Annotated in this window: 13 protein-coding genes; 7 read left to right on the forward strand and 6 right to left on the reverse strand. The window is 50.6% G+C overall.

Annotated elements, in window-relative coordinates:
• Positions 1–29 precede the first annotated feature (29 nt).
• Entirely contained in the window at positions 30–794 is a 765-nt protein-coding gene (locus tag NT073_RS26390; protein WP_297379674.1) for a MerR family transcriptional regulator, read from the reverse strand.
• A gap of 204 nt (positions 795–998) precedes the next feature.
• Between NT073_RS26390 and NT073_RS26395 the strand changes: the two genes are divergently transcribed.
• Positions 999–2,102 (forward strand): TlpA disulfide reductase family protein, encoded by a 1,104-nt coding sequence (locus NT073_RS26395; protein WP_297379676.1) that lies wholly within the window; start codon positions 999–1,001, stop codon positions 2,100–2,102.
• A 41-nt stretch (positions 2,103–2,143) separates the two neighbouring features.
• On the opposite strand, the gene NT073_RS26400 is transcribed toward NT073_RS26395, so the two are convergent.
• Positions 2,144–3,256 (reverse strand): acyltransferase, encoded by a 1,113-nt coding sequence (locus NT073_RS26400; RefSeq protein WP_297379679.1) that lies wholly within the window; start codon positions 3,254–3,256, stop codon positions 2,144–2,146.
• A 341-nt stretch (positions 3,257–3,597) separates the two neighbouring features.
• On the opposite strand from NT073_RS26400, the gene NT073_RS26405 reads away from it, so the two are divergent.
• From NT073_RS26405 to NT073_RS26415, 3 genes are all read left to right on the forward strand, one after another.
• On the forward strand, positions 3,598–5,034 hold the full coding sequence (locus NT073_RS26405; protein ID WP_297379681.1) for a TolC family protein: 1,437 nt from the start codon (positions 3,598–3,600) through the stop codon (positions 5,032–5,034).
• A gap of 16 nt (positions 5,035–5,050) precedes the next feature.
• On the forward strand, positions 5,051–8,278 hold the full coding sequence (locus tag NT073_RS26410; RefSeq protein WP_297379683.1) for an efflux RND transporter permease subunit: 3,228 nt from the start codon (positions 5,051–5,053) through the stop codon (positions 8,276–8,278).
• An 82-nt stretch (positions 8,279–8,360) separates the two neighbouring features.
• Positions 8,361–9,503: an efflux RND transporter periplasmic adaptor subunit gene (locus tag NT073_RS26415; RefSeq protein ID WP_297379686.1), complete on the forward strand. Its 1,143-nt coding sequence runs from the start codon at positions 8,361–8,363 to the stop codon at positions 9,501–9,503.
• A gap of 2 nt (positions 9,504–9,505) precedes the next feature.
• Here the strand turns inward: NT073_RS26415 and NT073_RS26420 are convergent, their stop codons facing one another.
• Positions 9,506–10,678 (reverse strand): DUF1343 domain-containing protein, encoded by a 1,173-nt coding sequence (locus tag NT073_RS26420; RefSeq protein ID WP_297379689.1) that lies wholly within the window; start codon positions 10,676–10,678, stop codon positions 9,506–9,508.
• A 146-nt stretch (positions 10,679–10,824) separates the two neighbouring features.
• On the opposite strand from NT073_RS26420, the gene NT073_RS26425 reads away from it, so the two are divergent.
• Positions 10,825–11,310, forward strand: a complete 486-nt coding sequence (locus NT073_RS26425) for an ankyrin repeat domain-containing protein (protein ID WP_012925074.1) — start codon at positions 10,825–10,827, stop codon at positions 11,308–11,310.
• Between the two features lie 136 nt (positions 11,311–11,446).
• On the opposite strand, the gene NT073_RS26430 is transcribed toward NT073_RS26425, so the two are convergent.
• Positions 11,447–12,163 (reverse strand): SDR family oxidoreductase, encoded by a 717-nt coding sequence (locus tag NT073_RS26430; protein ID WP_297379694.1) that lies wholly within the window; start codon positions 12,161–12,163, stop codon positions 11,447–11,449.
• Between the two features lie 220 nt (positions 12,164–12,383).
• Here NT073_RS26430 and NT073_RS26435 point away from each other — a divergent pair, with 220 nt between their 5' ends.
• Positions 12,384–13,772, forward strand: a complete 1,389-nt coding sequence (locus NT073_RS26435) for a glycoside hydrolase family 88 protein (RefSeq protein ID WP_297379696.1) — start codon at positions 12,384–12,386, stop codon at positions 13,770–13,772.
• A 162-nt stretch (positions 13,773–13,934) separates the two neighbouring features.
• Here NT073_RS26435 and NT073_RS26440 read toward each other — a convergent pair whose 3' ends face one another.
• Both NT073_RS26440 and NT073_RS26445 read right to left on the reverse strand, forming a co-directional pair.
• The gene (locus NT073_RS26440) at positions 13,935–14,369 is read right to left on the reverse strand and encodes a nuclear transport factor 2 family protein (RefSeq protein ID WP_297379698.1); all 435 of its coding nucleotides are present in this window, start codon (positions 14,367–14,369) and stop codon (positions 13,935–13,937) included.
• 100 nt (positions 14,370–14,469) lie between these two features.
• Positions 14,470–16,185 carry a GMC family oxidoreductase gene (locus NT073_RS26445; protein WP_297379701.1) on the reverse strand — a complete coding sequence of 572 codons (1,716 nt, stop codon included), beginning with the start codon at positions 16,183–16,185 and terminating at the stop codon, positions 14,470–14,472.
• Positions 16,186–16,416: 231 nt separating this feature from the next.
• Here NT073_RS26445 and NT073_RS26450 point away from each other — a divergent pair, with 231 nt between their 5' ends.
• Positions 16,417–18,591, forward strand: coding sequence for a patatin-like phospholipase family protein (locus tag NT073_RS26450; protein ID WP_297379704.1), 2,175 nt, complete (start codon positions 16,417–16,419; stop codon positions 18,589–18,591).
• Positions 18,592–18,768: the final 177 nt, after the last annotated feature.

Here is an 18,768-nt window from a genome sequence, read left to right on the forward strand (position 1 = left end):
AAGTTGTTCCACCACTTTCACCTACTCCACTAAAGCCTTTCCGCAAAATACACCATGGCTTTGTTCAAAAAAGCTGCGTATTCCGGATTAGTCTGACCATTCCGGATTGTGTACCGCGGGTCATCAATATACAGTTGCGCCAACCCTTTATAAGCGTCGGCCATGTTTCGACTCTGGCAGACCGACTCGCCCCAGAAGCTCCGAATATTGGCGTAATGCCGGGCAATCTGCTGTTGCACAGCCTCACTGGTTGGACTCAGATGTAACATTGCCGCCAGTGCCTGAGCAATTTCCTGCTGATCGGCCTTTAGTTTGGTAAAGTCGGGGGCGCCCATTCTGCGCAGTTTTTCCTCTGACTCCTCTACAACCTGATTGCCGTATTTTTCAATGGCCTCTTTTCTATACACATCCCCTTTTGGAAAACCTTTGTATAATTCTTCGTTGGTTAACATGACTCGTTCTCCTTTTAAAGTTAAAATCGTTTTGTCAATCGTTACGAGTAGTGTTTCGAGTCGTTTCTGTCTGGATTTTAGCGCCTGTTTATGGCTTTCCAGGGCGTTCAGTACATTGAAATCCGGCCCATCCAGCACCGCTCGAATTTCGGTCAGTGAAAAGTCCAGTTCCTTATAAAAAAGAATCTGCTGTAGTCGGATCAACTCTTTATCGCCATACAACCGGTACCTGGCCTCGGTACGGATGGACGGCTTCAACAAGCCCAGGCGATCATAATGGTGCAGCGTGCGCACACTGACACCGGCTAATTTCGCCAGTTTCTTTACTGAATATTCCCGCATAAATACATCGTTGCTGAGTGACGAAACAAAAGTAGGCTATGACGTAAGGGGAGAGTCAAGGAAAACTTTCAGTTTTTTCACCATTTACCTCTGGCGTCCTCGGCAGGCAGACGAAAACAAGGTAACCAGGCGTTTCAGATACAACCTAAAGACCAGATTTACAACCAAGTAAATAAAATATTCCATATGGCTTTAGGTAAACACATGATCCAGCGAAAAACTCTATATAAAACATCAGTCTGGCTTTTCACCGTCCTTTTTTTGAGCCTGCCGGGTCATGTACAGGCGCAGTTTACAAGTAGTATCAATGGCTTCTTCTCTAAAGAATGGGAGGGTAAACAGGCGATGGTGGTTGCCAAACCCCTTCAGGGAGCACCCGTTATCGACACCACCACGATTGTGAACCGCAGCGCCATCTTTACCCTGAAACTCACCGAACCCTGCGCGGCTTACCTTTGGATCGATGGTCTTAAAGAGGATATTCAGTTTTTTATCGACTCTCCCAAGATTTCAATTGGGGTTGAATCGGGTCTATTTGGGTCGGCCATTATTGCGGGATCGGCGAGTAGTGAACACTGGGCCGAACAGTTTACCCGTTCGAAACATGGCCGCGACCTTGACCCGGACGACCAGTTAGCTCTGCTTAATGCGTTGACTTCCGGCGATTCACTTACTGCCTTCACCCTCGAATGTAAGCTAGACTCTCTACGAACACTTGACCGGAATGCTGTGGCGAACCTGATCCTCGAACAGCCCACCCTGGCATCCAGTTGGTATCTGTTCGCGTCAAGCATGTTCTCCTACAGGCAGACGCTGGATTTATTTAATAGCCTGCCCACTTTTGCATCATACCCTTCCTACCAGCGTATTAAAGCCGAACTGACGCAAAAACAACTGGGTAAAAAAGCGGTCGATTTCAGCCTGCCTATTACAAACGGCAAGGTAGCCCGCTTATCAGATCTGACCAGTCGGTTCGTTCTGATCGATTTCTCCATACGGCATCAGGTTAGTTGCCAGAAGCGTCATTTCGACTTAAAGAAGCTTTATCAGAAATATCATCCGTTGGGAGTCGAAATAGTGACCGTATCAGTTGAATTTGACAGGATGTACGGTCAGGACGCCTTGGCAAAATACCCGCTGCCCTGGATTCAGCTACAGGATTTTATGGATACCCCCACTATTACAAAGGCTTTTTCTGTACACTATATGCCCGACAATGTGCTGCTCGACGCTACCAAAATCATGATTGGCCGGGACATGTCCGTTCAGGAACTGGATGCCATGCTGGAGCAACTGCTGAATAAGTAGGGGTTGTTCAGTAACCGGGAGTCAGTATACTTTCCTTTCTCCTACTTCAATTTTTCGCGCAACCAGGCTCTTACCGGTTCATCGTATAGCTTTAAACTCGCATAAGCCAACACAATAGCGCCTGAAAAAGTGAGCACGGCATAAGGCCAGGCCTGCCATAAGGTAATGCCGCGATGATTGCTTACCCAGGCCACATAAAAATAGACCAACACATAGTGCGTCATGTATAACGGGTAAGAAAGATCGCCCAGAAACCGACAAATCTTAGCTTCCGTCTGGCTATGCACCACACCACCGGCACCTATATAGACAATGAGTGGAAAAACAAAGATGATGCAAAAAGCTTCGTACAGACCATTCATCCAAAGATGTTTCGCATCGCCTACTCTTGGCATCAACAGAACAGCCGCAACCAGCAGACTACACCATACGAAAGCATATTTGATGTAGACCGGCCGTGCTACTCGCGATAAAAGCAGACCGGCAAAAAATGGGAATAACGTACGCGTTATGCCAACGCGCATGTGTTCGGCATTGAGTGTCCAGCCACCGGTAACGTCTCCGTTGGGGTTAGTAACAGCAAAATGCAGAAGTACGCCACCTGCCACTACAACAAAAAGAGCCAGTGTTTTATTCGATAATTTCCTCACTCCCAGCGCGTAGAGAATATTGGCGATATACTCAAAAAACAAGGACCAGCCAACACTATTGAGCGGATGCATTTCTTGCCAGCCGCGTATGTCCATCGAAAGAGGGATTGGTAGTAGCGTATAGCCAATCAGCATAACCAGGATCAGCCTCCATACAGGCACCGTATGAATAAGAGGCCATATAGTTGAATCGGTAAAATAAAAGCCTATTGCGCCGAGTGTCATACCCAATACAACGAGTGGTTGCAGCCGCACGAACCGACGCCGAAGAAAGCCGCCGATGGTTAATTTGTCCCATCGATCGTCGTAGGCATAGCCAATGACAAAACCGGACAGGAGAAAGAAAAAATCAACTGCCAAGTAACCATGATTTACAACATTATCGAAGTGACTGCTGGCAAGCGGCTCGGCAAGGTGAAAGAATATCACGATAATAGCGGCTACCCCTCGAAGTCCATCCAGTAGTTGATAATGCGGCTTTGTACCAAGTTTGTTATTGTTCATTAAGGGCGGGGAAGTTAACAATACACGATAGCCTGGCCAGGGGATAAATTGAATGAATGTGATTTTTACTCTTCTACGCGTGGCAGTTAGTTTTCAACTATTGTGCAAGTGGCAATCATGATAAGTACTACATACATTACCCCTACTCACAAGCCCTGTCCAAGTTCCAGACAGTTGGCACATGGATCAGCCTTTCGAATGGCGCCTTTAGGAACCCATTTCCCGAAACCCCGCTCAATCTTTCTGCCGAACGGTCTTTTTCCCAAATGTTTCCAAATTTGACTTCGTGCTTTGCACACACTTGATCGTAGGCTCGCTCTGGAACCGGTCAGGCGTTGTGCATGAAACACGTATCTTTTCAACTCACCCAACAGCGGCCACCCGGTCGCTTCCCGAACCGCCCCCGAGCGCGCTGGCTCCTCATGCTGGGGGGCAGCTTGCTATCGCTCCCGTCTTGGGGTCAATCGCTGAATCTGAATCAGGTCGTCGAGCAAAGCGTTCGGCAGTATCCGTTCCTGAAAGCGAAGCAGGCCGAAGTCAGCAGTGCTCAGCGACGGGTGCAGGCCAGCCAGACGGAGCTGCTGCCCTCGCTTATTGTCCAGGACCAATACACCTATGCGACCAGCAACAGCCTGAACAATTCGTTCTTTCCGAACGAAGGCACCGCTATTTCCACATCCGGCGGAGTTCGACCGATGGCCATTTCGAAGGCCAGCTTTGGCAGCTATACCAGCGCCACCATAGAATGGCGGGCCATTACATTCGGGCGGATCAAAGCCAACGTTGATGTTGCCAAAGCCGACCTTCAGCGCACTGAAGTCGATTACGAGAGTGAGATTTTCCAGCATCAGGTCCGAACTATCGACGCGTATCTGCTGCTGCTCATCAATCAGAAACTGGTTCAGATCCAGCGCAGCAATCTGGATCGGGCAGAAACGTTCAAGCGCGTGGTCGATGCGGGTGTCCGGTCGGGGATGCGGGCGGGCGTCGATAGTTCGCTGGCCACCGCCGAAGCCGTTCGGGCTCGGCTGCTTCTCCTCAGCAGCCAGCAGCAGGAACAGGTGCAGCGGCTGCGACTCTCGGAACTGGCAGGGCGGCTTCAGAACAACATGCAGGTAGATAGCATGCGTTTTTACACGTCTCTCCCCAATGGCACTTTCCTGTCCGATTCCATTTCTCCCAAAAACCCGACGTTACGGCTGTTCGAATCGCAGATCAATCTGTCGGCGGCTCGCAGCCTGGCAACGCAGCGGTCGGGAATGCCGGTTATTTCGCTGGTTGGCGCCGGGAATGCGCGGGGTTCCGGTTTTTCCAATCAAGGGGATATTTTCCAGACCAATCAGCTTAACGGACTGGGTTATCAGGTCGGCAATTATCTGGTTGGCGTAGTTGCCCGCTGGAATCTGACCAATATACTCCGTGTTCGGCAGGACTATCGGGCCGATCTTTTTCAGGTAGAACGGTCGCGGCAATTGCTGAACACTCAGCGGCTACAGATTACCCGGCAGTATCAGGAAGCCGACACCCAATATCAGGTGGCGCTGGAACAGGCCCGGCAAGCCCCGGTTCAACTCCGGGCCGCCCGACAGGCGTATAACCAAGCGAAATCGCGCTACGAAAGCGGCCTGACCGACTTACCCACTTTACTGCAAAGTGTGCTTACGCTCAACCGTGCCGAAGTCGATGGCTATGTGGCTGTCAGCAACGTATGGCGGTTTTTGCTCCTGAAAGCAGCCGCCGACGGGGATTTGTCGCTGTTTATGAATCAGGTGAAATAGGGTTAACCTAACAATCATGTACAATATCATTCGTTCTGCGCTTCGCAAACCCATTTCGGTGGTCGTAGCGGTTTTGGGGCTTCTATTTTTTTCGGTCATGTCGCTGTTTACCATCCCGGTCGACATTTTCCCGAACCTCGATTTGCCCACCATCTATGTGGTACAGCCCTATGGTGGTATGGCTCCCGACCAAATGGACGGTTTCATCGCCACCCGCTATCAGGATCACTTCCTGTATGTGTCCGGTATTCGTGACATTGACGTAAAAACCATTCAGGGTCTATCGCTCATTAAACTCTCCTTCTATCCGGGAACGGATATGGCTCAGGCTGCTGCCGAGGTTGCCAATAACGTATCTCGTGCAAAAGCCTACATGCCAGAGGGAACGGTACCACCCCAGGTGGTCCGATTCGATGCCAGTTCGGTACCGGTGGGGCAGTTGGTTTTCGAAAGCCAGAGCCGTTCGCTGAACGAGATTCAGGACTATGCCTCGTCGCGGGTGCGGCCGATGTTCTCCCGTATTCCGGGCGTATCCAGCCCCCCACCCTTCGGTGGTAATCAGCGAACTGTTGTTATTAAAGTCAATCCACAACTGGTTCGCAGCTATCAGCTCACGCCTGAAGAGGTTATCAAGTCTATCATTACCAACAACCAACCCTCCCCCGCCGGAAACATCCGTATTGGCGACAAAGCCCTGATGACGCCGGTAAACTCGCTGGTGAAACGGCCCGAAGATTTTCTGAACATCCCCATCCGGGTGGGTTCCGGGCCGACGGTGTTCGTTCGGGACATTGCCACCGTAGAAGATGGTGCCGACGTAACGGTGAGCTATGCGCTGGTAAATGGACGCCGGGCGGTGTACATTCCGGTGGTCAAAAAATCGGATGCCTCGACCCTCGACGTGGTCAACAACATCCGCAAAGCCTTACCGGAGCTTCGGGCAGCGGTGCCGGAAGACGTCAAGATTTCGTACGAATTCGACCAGTCCGTTTACGTAACCAACGCCCTCAAAAGCCTCGTGACAGAGGGTATTCTAGGGGCTGTACTGACGGGCCTGATGGTGCTGCTCTTCCTCCGCGACTGGCGCAGCGTGATCATTGTGGTAGTAACCATCCCGATCTCGATTCTATCGGCGGTGATCATGCTTAACCTCTGCGGCCAGACGATCAACATTATGACGCTGTCGGGGCTGGCGCTGGCCATCGGGATTCTGGTCGATCAGGCCACTGTAACGATTGAGAATATTCACCAGCATCTGGAGACCGGAAAGCCCAAAGCGGTAGCCATCTGGGATGCGTGTAAGGAGATCGTTTTCCCGGAATTTCTGATTCTACTGGCTATTCTGGCTGTGTTTGCCCCGGCCTTTGTTATGAGTGGCGTACCACGATCCATGTTCCTGCCGCTGTCCTTATCGGTTGGTTTCGCCATGATCGCGTCGTTCCTGCTCTCGCAAACATTCGTGCCCGTCCTGGCCAACTGGCTGCTGAAAAGCCATCCGGCTCACGAAGCCCCCACGCTGGCCCTCGACGCACAGGAGCGGCACGCCATACTGGACGAAAGTGTACATCCGGTAGCGAATGCCAAAGGTTTTGAAAAATTCAAGCAGCGGTATTCATCCCTGCTCGAAAAAATCCTCAACCGCCGGGGGCTGGTTGTTGGCGGCTATCTGGCGGGAAGCATCGCCATTATAGTTATTTGTTTTAGCGTTATCGGCACGGATATACTCCCCCATGGCAACAGTCATCAGTTTCAGATGCGGCTGCGTATTCCGGATGGCACACGCGTTGAACGAACGGAGATGGCTACGCTGAAAGTGCTTGACATCATCAAAGAAGCAGTGGGAAAAGACGCGGTCGAAATTTCATCAGCTTACGTTGGCACGGTTCCATCGAGTTACGGTACATCCAACATTTTCGTCTTCAACAGCGGCCCCCACGAAGCCGTATTGCAGGTGTCACTGAAAGAAGATCATCCCGTACAGATGGACGATCTGAAAGAAGACCTTCGGACCCGAATTGCGAAAGCCTTGCCAGCGGCCAACATTTCCTTTGAGCCCATTGAGCTGACCGAAAAGATCATGAGTCAGGGCGCGTCGACGCCCATTGAAGTGACAGTGGCGGCTAAGGACCTGAGTGAAGCGGGCCGTTTTGCCAATAAGATTCGGGAACGAATGACGAAAATCGACTTCCTGCGCGATGTGCAGATTGCCCAGCCGCTGGCCTACCCGATTCTTAAGGTCACGATGAACCGCGAACGGGCGGGGCAGTTGGGCGTAACATCCACGCAGGTGGCCCGGTCAATGGTAGCGGCTACATCGTCCAGCCGCTTTACGGACAAAAACCTCTGGCTCGACGAATCGAAAGGGCTGGCCTATCAGGTACAGGTGCAGATTCCGGAATACCAGATGAGCAGCGCCAGCGATATCGGTAACATCCCGCTGAAGAGTGGCGAGATGCACCCGCTGCTCTCGGATGTAGCTACGTTTTCGGAAAGTACCGCGCCGGGCGAGTACGACCGCGCCGGGCCAAACAGGCTCGTGACCATCACCGCCAATTTGCAGAAAAAAGACCTCGGCACGGCCCGCAAAGCGGTTGAACAGGCCATCAGGGAAGCAGGCGAACCACCCCGTGGTGTACTCGTTGAATTGGGTGGACAAACCAACTTGCTGACCGATACACTGAGCAGTTTACAGACCGGTCTGCTGGTAGCCATTGTCATCATATTCCTGCTACTGGCGGCTAACTACCAATCCTTCAAGCTATCGCTGGTGATTCTGGCGGCTATTCCGGCCGTGGTCGCTGGGGCATTGCTGATGTTGCTGGCTTGCGGGGCTACGCTCAACCTACAATCGTATATGGGACTGATTATGTCTGTAGGCGTATCGGTCGCCAATGCCATTCTGATGGTGACCAACGCCGAAAACCTGCGGTTAGAGATTGGCGATACGCGACGGGCGGTGGTGCTGGCAGCCAACAGCCGAATTCGCCCCATTCTGATGACCAGTATTGCGATGATTGCCGGGATGGTTCCAATGGCGTCGGGACTTGGCGAAGGGGGCGACCAGATTGCCCCGCTGGGCCAGGCCGTTATTGGCGGACTGATAGCTTCCACGTTGGCGGCTCTGCTGATTCTCCCGTGCGTATTTACCCAGTTTCAGGCCAAAGCCACCACCCAATCGGTATCTCTTGACCCAGACGATCCGGAGAGCAAATTCTACCATCGGGAGCTGAGTTCAATCGTCTAACAGGAACTATCTGGTTATTGAGTTACCGGGTTATTAACACCCATTAACCCAATAAGTCAGTAACTATTAACTCAATAACTATATGAAACTGCTAATAACGCTAATCGGAATAGCCTCTTTTGCCGTCGGCCTTACGGCCTGTTCGTCGGCCAGCAGCGATAATAAACCCGCTGAAACCAAAGAACCGGACATACAACCGGTTGAGGTAACGTCTGTACAGGCTTTACAACCCAGCAACCGCGTTACCCTGCCTGGCGAGCTGAAACCCTGGAACCGGGTAAACATGTACGCGAAAGTAAAAGGCTTTGTGCGCGATGTGACCGTAGACCGGGGTACAACTGTCCACAAAGGGCAGATACTTGCCCGACTCGACGCCCCCGAAGTTATCTCGGAACTCAGCCAGGCGCAGGCGCAGGTTCAGGCGCAGGAGGCTACCCTGGTGGAGCAGACAACGCGGGCCCGTGCCAGTAAACTGACTTACTCTCGGCTGGTACAAACGGCGAAAATGGAAGGGGCCGTATCGGCTAACGAACTCGATCAGGCACTGGCAAGGATGCAGGCCGACAGCGCCATGGTTGCCGTGGCACGAGGAACGGTTCAGGCGGCCCGCTCAAACTATCAGGCCAAGACGGAACTTCGGCAATACCTGACCATTACGGCTCCCTTCGATGGGATGGTCATCGAGCGGAACATCAGCCCCGGTGCCCTGGTCGGTGCGGGCGACAGCGGGAAGCCGCTGTTCGTGCTGGAAGACAGCCGAACGTTACGGTTAACTGTTGCCATTCCGGAAACATTCGCCAATCAGCTTCAAAAGAAAAGCGCGGTCTCGTTCTCGGTCAACGCCATGCCCGACCGCCGGTTCAACGCGAAGCTGGCCCGCTCGGCCGAAAGTCTGGTGGAAACGAACCGGGCCATGATGGCAGAGTTTGACGTAGCTAACGCATCCCACGAGCTTAAATCAGGCATGTACGCCGAAGTGATGATGCCGGTGGAGCGGTCGGGTAAAACGCTGTTCGTACCGACGACATCCGTCGTTAGTTCAAGCGAGAAGATGTTTGTTATTAAAGTAAACGACAACCGGGCCCAGTGGGTATCAGTTCAGAAAGGCAACGTTGTAGACAGTCTGGTGGAGGTATTCGGCGACTTACAGGCCGGAACAGCCATCGTAAAAAAAGCGTCGGAAGAAATCCGGGACGGGCAGGCAATCAAAGCCGTGCGGAAGTAAGACTAATAGAACAAATAGGGCTTCATACTATCCATCCACGCTTCGCACCTTAACAGGATGTGAAGCGTTTTTGTAAACTCCGGCAACGGCTGACAGAACAATTCTTCAGCGTTGGGAACACCCAGCAGTTTGTCCATATGGTGCCTGCCAGTCGGGTTGACATGCGTAGGGTAACAATTCCACCTGAAATGCTCAAAATGAGTATCGTATACAAGCTTAATGAATAGCAGACCCGTCAATACTGGCCTGAAGCCCTGTTGATGCAGAACATGAAACATGAGGCCCTGGCATAGTTGCCCAGCGTATTTACTACTTTGCGGAACAAACGTAACAGCCCTTGCTACCACCCCCGGCAAGCTTGTTTCATTAAAAATGGCGACCAGTTTACCGGCATCCAGCCAGGGAGCACCGGCAACACGGAAAGGCGTTGGCGTACCCCGTCCTTCGCTCAGGTTGGTAGCCTCCAGCAAGCCCAGCCCCGGATACAGAAGGGCTGCTTCTGCACTAATCATGGCCGGTGACGTTGGTACGAACGACGGTTGCCAGTCTGTAGCAAATTGATTTCGCTGCCATCCTTCTACCCTAACAACGGTGAGAGTCAGAGTTGGTAGTCGTTCCTGCTGCCAAAATATAGCTAACTCACCAAACGTACAGGAGTGCCGCAGCGGCATACGCCATCGCCCGATAAAAGAAGAACAGTGTGCCTCGTCCAGTAGTGGCCCTTCTGCTAAATCCAGCCGGCCGGAAAGCGGGTTAGGCCGGTCGAGCAGAATCAACGGTTTCTGATGGCTGGCACAGGCTTCCATCACCTGCGTCAGGGTCCATAAATAAGTGTAAAAACGGCATCCCACATCGGGCAAATCCACGATGACGGTCTCGACATCGGCCAGATCGTCGGCCGTTGGCCGGAGTTTATCGCCGTATAGACTGCTAATGGGCAAGCCCGTCAGCGGATCTATTCCGTTGCACATTGGCTTCCCATCTTCTCCGATGGTATCCAGACCATGCTCGGGCGAAAGTAGTTTCACGATTGGAAAGCCAGCCTGAAGCAATGCCTGCCGGGATGGCGTATACGTATTGGTAATAGCTGCCTGGTTGGTAACCAACGCCAGCCGCTGGTCTTGGTAAACGGCCACCTGCTTCAGAAACACGTCAACCCCTAATCGAACTGTCATAGAATCGTACAAGTTGCTGCCGTAAGCCTTACTGCCTTTTGATGCCAGACTTTTGGTCGGAATAAAGCGTTTTTAAAACAAACGATCCATTATAGTTTGTTTACCTATCAGTAACCCATTTCAGACATCCTCAATAAAACCCGTTTATGTCTTTTTCTTCAGCCCAACCCGAAGACTTACTCATTGATGCCGCCCGTAAGGGTGATGTCGACTATATCAATCAGTTACTCGAAGCCGGGGTTAATGTCAATTATCAGAATGGCAAAGGATTCACCCCGTTGATTATAGCCGCGTACGACGGTCAGCTGGAAGCGGTAAAAGCTTTGTTAGCGGCCAACGCCGACGTCAATATGCAGGATGCGAGCGGCAATACGGCCCTGATGGGTGTTTGTTTTAAAGGCTACCCTGAGGTTGCCAAACTCCTGATTGAACACGGGGCAGATTTGAATATACAGAACGGCAACAACGGTACCGCCCTGATGTTCGCCACGCTGTTTGGCCGAAATCAACTGGTGAAGCTGGTTCTGGAACATGGTGCAGACACCACCATCCGGGACTTCCGTGGATTAACAGCGCTTGACCTGGCCGTTCAGCAAGGCAACGAAGAAGCCTGGCAACTGCTTCGGGAATAGGTGTAGTGGGTAAAGTAAGGGGAGTAGTTGAGTAAGAGAAGTAAGGGGTAACCAATGGAGCTAGTGTTTTCAGAGACACAAACCACTTACTTCACTTACTCAACTACTTCACTATTCCACTTACTTCACTAATCACCTACTTCCCTCCCGGCCTTGTGGGACGTACTTCAATTTTACTGGGGAGCGTACGGGCGGGCATATGAATCAGGTCGGATACGATCTGACCGATATCCTCAGGCTGTATTTTCCAGGCATCCTTTTCGCTTGGCTGGTGGTCGTTGAAATAGGTGGCTACAGAGCCGGGCATAATGGTGGTCACCTTAATACCTTCGCTGCGCAGATCGAGCATGATGGCCTGCGAGAAACCCACCAAACCAAACTTGCTGGCGTTATAGGCGGCCCCTTTCTCGAAGAAATTAGTTCCAGCCAGACTAGCAATGGAAATAAAGTATCCTTCAGTCGCTTTCAGCGCATCGAGGGTCGCCTTGGCTGTATAGAATACACCGGTTAAATTAATGTCGATGGTTTCCTGCCACTGTTCGGGAGTTAGTTCCTGAATAGAGGCAAAATGCCCCACCCCCGCATTGGCAATCACATAATCGAGCTGACCCCACTGTTCAAGAATCGTTTCCACAGCCTTTTGCTGCGAAGCCAAATCCCGCACATCAGCGGCAATACCAAGTGCATAGCCCGGCTTGATCTCATTTAGTTTTGCCGCAGCCAATTCGGCCGCTACAGACGAGCGGCTGGTGATCGCCACCTTGATTCCTTCATTAATCAGTACTTCGGCAATACCGTAGCCGATGCCTTTTGAGCCACCCGTAATGAGGGCGGTTTTGTTGTTGTCTGCCATAATTAAAACGACGATTGAATAAGTTGACGAAATACGTCGTGTTTCAAATCAACCCGGTTATCAACATGAAAGTTTGCAGCTCCCTAAGGCTTATTTGGTTGATGCAGGAGTGTACGTGATAGAAACTGAGTAGAGATTTATAATATTTGGTCTCTACTTTAGTAATCATAAGCCAACCAACAGGAGACCATTCACTGAACTCCTGATTTAAATGATCATCATGTCTATTTACCCACCTAAAACTGGTCTCTCAAACCGCACACTGGGTTTGGCACTCGCCAGTCTGCTCACCGGCAGCACCCTCTATGCCCAACCTGGTGCGCCTAAAGCCAACGACTCCACCACACCCCTACATCTGCTGCAACCCGACTACCCGGTGCCTTACGGTCAGCCTAAACCGGAGGATGTCACGAAGGTTATTAACCGAATTTATACGTATCTGGACGCCAATACGCCAACGCAGCTCATCGACAAAGAGACAAAAAAGGATATTGCTTCGAGTGGTTCCTTTAATCCTAATGCCATTTTTAAACCCGGCGATTTTCGGCTGATCAGTTACGAGTGGGGCGTTACTTATGCCGGTATGCTGCTGGCCAGTGAAGCCACCGGCGATTCCCGATATGCCGACTATACCAATAAACGACTGGAGTTCATTGCCGCGCAGGTGCCTTACTTCCGTGCTCAGGTAACCGCCGACCCTACTGCCAACACACCTATGCGCTCGGTGCTGGCTCCCCATGCCCTCGATGATGCCGGGGCCATGTGTGCTGCCATGATTAAGGCCAGTCGTACCGGGGGTGTAAAAGCCAACCTGCGGCCTATGATCGATAATTACATCAATTACATTCAGACGAAAGAATACCGTCTGGCCGATGGGACACTGGCCCGCAACCGCCCGCAACCCAACACGCTTTGGCTCGATGACCTCTTTATGAGCGTTCCGGCCCTGGCGCAAATGGGTAAACTCACCGGCGACAAAAAGTACTTCGACGAAGCCGTAAAACAGGTCACGCAGTTCTCGAAACGGATGTTCAACCAGCAAAAAGGATTGTACATGCACGGCTGGGTTGAGGGTATGAGCGTGCATCCTGAGTTCCATTGGGCGAGGGCCAATGGCTGGGGCATACTGACCGCGGTGGAATTGCTGGACGCCCTGCCCGCCAATCACCCCGGCCGACCGGCCATGCTGGACTTGCTGAAAGCGCATGCCAAAGGACTGGCCGCTCAACAATCGGGTTCGGGATTCTGGCACCAGCTGCTCGACCTTCACGATTCGTATCTGGAAACATCGGCAACGGCCATTTACGTCTATGCCTTTGCTCATGCCATCAATCAGGGCTGGCTCGACCCGCTGGCGTATGCGCCCGCTACTCTACTCGGCTGGAATGCAATGTCAACAAAAGTTACGGATAAAGGTCAGGTTGAAGGGGTTTGTGTAGGTACGGGCATGGGCTTCGATCCGGCCTTTTATTACCACCGGCCCATTAACCCCTATGCGGCTCATGGCTACGGACCTGCCTTACTGGCCAGCGCCGAAGTGCTGAAGCTGCTTAAAAACAAGACGTTTGAGATAAATGACAGTTCGTTACAGTTAACGCTGAAAAAATAGCATTCCCTGAGCCTGGCATCGTAGTAACCAGGCAGGTGAGTTCAGGAGAGTTATACCAATAAAATTAGTTCTCTTTACTTACTAGTTATCATAGGTTTTAAATCAAATAAGCCCGTCAGACTTCTGACGGGCTTTATTTATGGTCGGCGATTACTACCAACATTAAATCTTAACGGCCTGACGAGCCAGCAGTTTCCAGTTTCCTTTTTGCTTAACCCACACAAGAAGCACCGATAATTTGGCCGTACCGGGCTTGCCATCATTTGCCGTTTCGGCCATTAGCTTGTGCCGAACGAAGGCGGTATTATCGACCACAGTAACCGTTTGATCGGTGAGGTCGATGGTTTTAAAGTCCGATGAGCCATTTAGCAGAGCCTCGATAAACTCTTTTTTGTCCTCCAGCTTCCCGTTCGAATGCCCGTAACTCAGCTCATCGGTGGCCAGAGCTTCCAGCTTGGCTTTATCGGGGTCAATCATGAGTGTCCGGAGCTGGCTAACAGCCTGCGTTACGGCGGCCTGGTCTTTGCTTTGTGCGTTTCCGTTCAGAGACAACAGGCTGCATACGGTAACGAGCGCAACTAGAATGGTTTTCTTCATCGTCGGTAAGGATTACTTTAAAAACGAGTTACTTGACTTATGGCCGTCCAGGCCACAATAGTATCAAAAGCTCAATTCCGAAATTTTTACCGTACGTCATTCATTGCAGATTTCCTTTTTTTAGTTCGCTGACGGCGAAGTTCGCAGCCCGTGCAGTGAGCGCCATGAAGGTAATGGACGGATTTTGCGAACCGGTAGAGGTCATGGCCGCTCCATCGGTCACAAATACATTCTTTACACTGTGCAGCTGATTATGGGCATTAAGCATCGAGGTCTTTGGATCGCGGCCCATACGCACACCGCCCATTTCGTGAATATCGAGGCCGGGGTTGCGGTGATCGTCGTACGGGTTAATGTTCTTACAGCCCGACTTCTCCAGCATCTCGGCTCCCTGTTGCAGAAAGTCCTTCATCACCTTTACATCATTATCTGTGTAGTCGATGGCGGTTACCAGTTGCGGAATTCCCCACGGATCTTTCTGGTCGGTGCTGAGCCTCACGTGGTTTTCGTAACGCGGAACGGTTTCAGCCTGCATCATCATGAACACGTGCCAGGCACCGGGGTCGCTCAGTTTGTCCTTGAAGTCGGCTCCAAAACCTTCCTGACCCGCTCCCCGGCTCCAGCCACCCCGGGCGGCACTAAACGCCACCATGTAGCCCCGCTGAAAATCGGTTTCCTGCTTATAAACGTTTCTAAAATTGGGCATAAACGCCGTAGTCGGGCGACGGCCGTAGTAGTAGTCATCTTCGAACCCTTCGTAATCAGCCACGATATTGCCCCGGTAATTATGAAAGGCAACGTACCGCCCTAACACCCCGCTATCATTACCCAGTCCGTTCGGGAAACGCCGGGACGTTGAGTTCAGCAAGACCAGATTCGTGTTCAGGCAGGCGGCATTGACGAAAATGATGCGGGCATAATACTCCGTCATCTGTTTGGTATGCGTATCAATTACCCGCACGCCCGTCGCCTTCTTCCTGGCCTCGTCGTAAATAATGGAATGTACGACCGAATCTGGCCGAAGGGTAAGCTTTCCCGTTTTAGCCGCCCATGGAATGGTGGATGAGTTACTGCTGAAATAACCTCCGTATGGGCACCCCCGGTAACACAAATGCCGGGCCTGGCACTGCGCCCGTCCCTGATCGTAGTGAATTTGTTTGGGTTCTGTGAGGTGAGCGCACCGGCCAATAATCACGTGCCGGTCTTTATAGCTCTCGGCCACCCGTTTCTGGATGTGCTTCTCTACGCAGTTCAGCTCCCAGGGTTTGAGGAATTCGCCATCGGGCAGCGTTTCCAGACCGTCTTTGTTGCCACTGATGCCCACAAATTTCTCGACATGACTATACCAGGGGGCGATATCTTCGTAGCGAATGGGCCAGTCGACGGCGGCTCCATCGCGGGCGTTAGCTTCAAAATCGAACTTACTCCACCGCTGCGTCTGCCGCGCCCAGATCAGCGATTTTCCACCCACCTGATAGCCCCGAATCCAGTCGAACGGCTTCTCCTGCACATATGGGTGCTCGGCATCTTTAACGAAAAACTGCTGGGTGGCTTCGTCCAGGGCGTAGCACTTGGTAGCAATAGGATTTTCTTTGTCGAAGGCCTCGGGCATGCGGTTACGGTGTTTGAACTCCCAGGGGTTAAGCGTGGCTGTTGGGTAATCGACAATGTGTTTTACATCCCGTCCCCGTTCCAGTACAAGGGTTTTCAAGCCTTTCTCACAGAGTTCTTTAGCCGCCCAGCCCCCGCTGATTCCCGAGCCGATAACGATGGCGTCGTAAGTGTTTGCTTTCGTGGCGTCGCCGTTGATGTTCATGATAGTGAGGGGTTTTGGAAGTGTAAAAATACAAAAGTGCCTTAGTTAACACCTATTCATGTGGTCAAGTCTATTTTGATAATAAAATCATTGCCAAGATAGACTTGACCACCACTCACAAGCGTGAGTCATGAAGAACTAGCTACATCTGTGGCTTTAAAGGGGAAATTTCCCATTGATTTAGATCAGGTAAGCTTACGTAATTTGATCAGAGTAAATATATAACCATCTATGCAAGCTAAAGGCCCTATCTCTACAAAAAGCGCAACCGAAAGCACATATCAATACATTAATAAATGGTGGCAGTTCCTTTATCGTTTATTTAAGTACACACAAGCTACAATCGGCGTTGTGTCCCCTGTTTTGGTTGGCTTTGTACTCATACTACTTGCGTACGCCCTAATCAGTATGGATCAATTCACTGATCTTTTTATTGCCATGATTTATGATTGGTCCACAATGTGGCAGAGTAAAGACGAGTTGGCACTAACAAACTGGCATGGGTATTTAGAAGTATTTTTCAGGGATTTATCGTTTGTTGGCGGGCTGATTTTGTGGGCCTTTACCCTTTCATTCACGTCCCGTTGGTGTTTATTACGTGCTACCATCAGGCCCGTTCTGATACAGGAGCAATTTTCAACTCTTAGAAAACCAATAGAACATTTTCAAGAGAAGCTACTTCGGTATCTGCCGCGTTTTATGGGCAGTTTGCCTTTTCTAATAGTTACCCTCACTTTCCTCCAGACAGGTTTAAACATAAAAGACAAACCATATGGCGCCTTCTGTTGGCCAACTGCCATAGCGTTAATAGGCTGGGCTGTTATTCAGGCGTTTAACAGTATACATGTTACTTTAGTCAATCAGAAAGTTAAGGATGGAGCTTCTGATTACAACGAAGCTGTTACCTCAGGTACAGGTGTAAAGCCGAGTTCGTATCCTGTATTTATCACTTGGGTACGAGTCATTACATTCATCAACGCATTTTTCATTGTACTTTTTAGTATCTCTTTCAACCTCATTGAGCCATCGCGTTGGTTTGGTTTTGGTGCTATAACCCTGAGTGCTTTCGGCAGCTACAGCTTGTTGGGTATGTGGGTTAACTTCCAGTTAAATCGCCGTTATATTTCTTTACTGGGCTTTCTGGTATGTTTTAGTATTCTGCTTTATGTTAGCGGTCTCGATGTGTTACGACGCGAAGTTCGCGTTGTTGACACTACTCCACTCAAGCGCGTTTCTGACGTAACCTATGTACACAACTGGTTATTGGATAAAGTAGCCAAAGGGGGAACTACCGACACAATTCCCGTATTTATTGTGGCTTCTGAAGGTGGCGGTAGTCGAAGTGCCTACTGGACAGCCAGTACGTTATCCTACCTTAATGATTCAATACCTGGTTTTAGCGATCACGTTTTAGCTATTTCAGGGGTTTCTGGTGGGAGTGTGGGAGCCGGTTTCTACACGGCATGGCTACATGACCATCCAGCATCCAGATCAATCCGGCCAACAATGGACAGTATAATAACCGGTGACTTTTTATCAGCGCTGACGGGTGCATTCTGTTATACCGATCCAACACTAGGAGGGCTCACTTTCTGGACAGCCAAGTTTGACCGGGCTCGCTGGCTTGAAGACAGCTTCCGGAACCGTTTCGCCCGTTTCAGTACAACAAAGCCGTTTACCCTGGATAGTGGTCTGGCTTCTTTATATAAGGATCAGATCAGGTTGCCACTACTTCTACTCAATAGTACAATTGTTGAAACAGGTCAAAAAGCGGTTATCTCTCCTGTTTCCCTAGATACTACCAACTTTTATCATACCCGCGATGTACTTGCCGATCTGAAACAGGACATTCCTGTTAAATCAGCAATGGCTCTTAGTGCACGATTTCCAGTTGTAACGCCAGCAGGATTAATTTGCACCAACAGCATGAGTTATCGGTTGGTTGACGGTGGCTATTATGAGAATACAGGCTTACAGACGGCCTATCAAATGGTTCAGCTGCTGAATAAGTGTTTAAAGCAAGACTCCGCTCTGCGAAAGATAACTCGTCCTGTCAAGCCAGTAATTATTTTTATTCAGAACGGAAAAGAATCGTTAAACGCAGCCTTAAAGTATACAAAGGGATTTGCTCCGTTAACAGCATTTTTCAATGCCTGGGGCGATAGAACACCCGCAACGGTAGGTGACTTACAGTACTTTATTGCCAGTTCAGTTCAAGCGGATGAATTCCTTCGCATTACCCTTGCCAGATCAAACGAAGAAGTAATACCACTGGGCTGGTACTTGTCTAAGACAGCAAGTAAAATAATGTTTGCTCAAACTGATAAGATGAGCAAACAATCTAACACCAAACCTTTAGATGAGAACGTAAAAAGCTTTGCCAGAATAAAACGCCTGGTACAATGAGTACACATCTGGTAATTTCTTGTTGCTAATGTTGACCCGTGTCGACTGTAGAAACTTGAAGAAACTGTCGACCAGGTACTCACTGAAGTGGCCCAGATAACTATTGACCATGTCTAAACGCACCCACAAAAATCTACTATTTCAATAGATTTATCAAAACAACCACCGTTGCTTTGG

Origin of the sequence: Spirosoma sp. (genome assembly GCF_026391055.1) — a bacterium.
In the GTDB taxonomy this organism is placed as follows: Bacteria; Bacteroidota; Bacteroidia; order Cytophagales; family Spirosomataceae; genus Spirosoma.

Excerpts from the sequence above, each read along its gene's own strand:
- NT073_RS26390 (WP_297379674.1), bottom strand. The coding sequence starts at position 794 with ATGCGGGAATATTCAGTAAAGAAACTGGCGAAATTAGCCGGTGTCAGT.
- NT073_RS26395 (WP_297379676.1), top strand. The coding sequence starts at position 999 with ATGATCCAGCGAAAAACTCTATATAAAACATCAGTCTGGCTTTTCACC.
- NT073_RS26400 (WP_297379679.1), bottom strand. The coding sequence starts at position 3,256 with ATGAACAATAACAAACTTGGTACAAAGCCGCATTATCAACTACTGGAT.
- NT073_RS26405 (WP_297379681.1), top strand. The coding sequence starts at position 3,598 with ATGAAACACGTATCTTTTCAACTCACCCAACAGCGGCCACCCGGTCGC.
- NT073_RS26410 (WP_297379683.1), top strand. The coding sequence starts at position 5,051 with ATGTACAATATCATTCGTTCTGCGCTTCGCAAACCCATTTCGGTGGTC.
- NT073_RS26415 (WP_297379686.1), top strand. The coding sequence starts at position 8,361 with ATGAAACTGCTAATAACGCTAATCGGAATAGCCTCTTTTGCCGTCGGC.
- NT073_RS26420 (WP_297379689.1), bottom strand. The coding sequence starts at position 10,678 with ATGACAGTTCGATTAGGGGTTGACGTGTTTCTGAAGCAGGTGGCCGTT.
- NT073_RS26425 (WP_012925074.1), top strand. The coding sequence starts at position 10,825 with ATGTCTTTTTCTTCAGCCCAACCCGAAGACTTACTCATTGATGCCGCC.
- NT073_RS26430 (WP_297379694.1), bottom strand. The coding sequence starts at position 12,163 with ATGGCAGACAACAACAAAACCGCCCTCATTACGGGTGGCTCAAAAGGC.
- NT073_RS26435 (WP_297379696.1), top strand. The coding sequence starts at position 12,384 with ATGTCTATTTACCCACCTAAAACTGGTCTCTCAAACCGCACACTGGGT.
- NT073_RS26440 (WP_297379698.1), bottom strand. The coding sequence starts at position 14,369 with ATGAAGAAAACCATTCTAGTTGCGCTCGTTACCGTATGCAGCCTGTTG.
- NT073_RS26445 (WP_297379701.1), bottom strand. The coding sequence starts at position 16,185 with ATGAACATCAACGGCGACGCCACGAAAGCAAACACTTACGACGCCATC.
- NT073_RS26450 (WP_297379704.1), top strand. The coding sequence starts at position 16,417 with ATGCAAGCTAAAGGCCCTATCTCTACAAAAAGCGCAACCGAAAGCACA.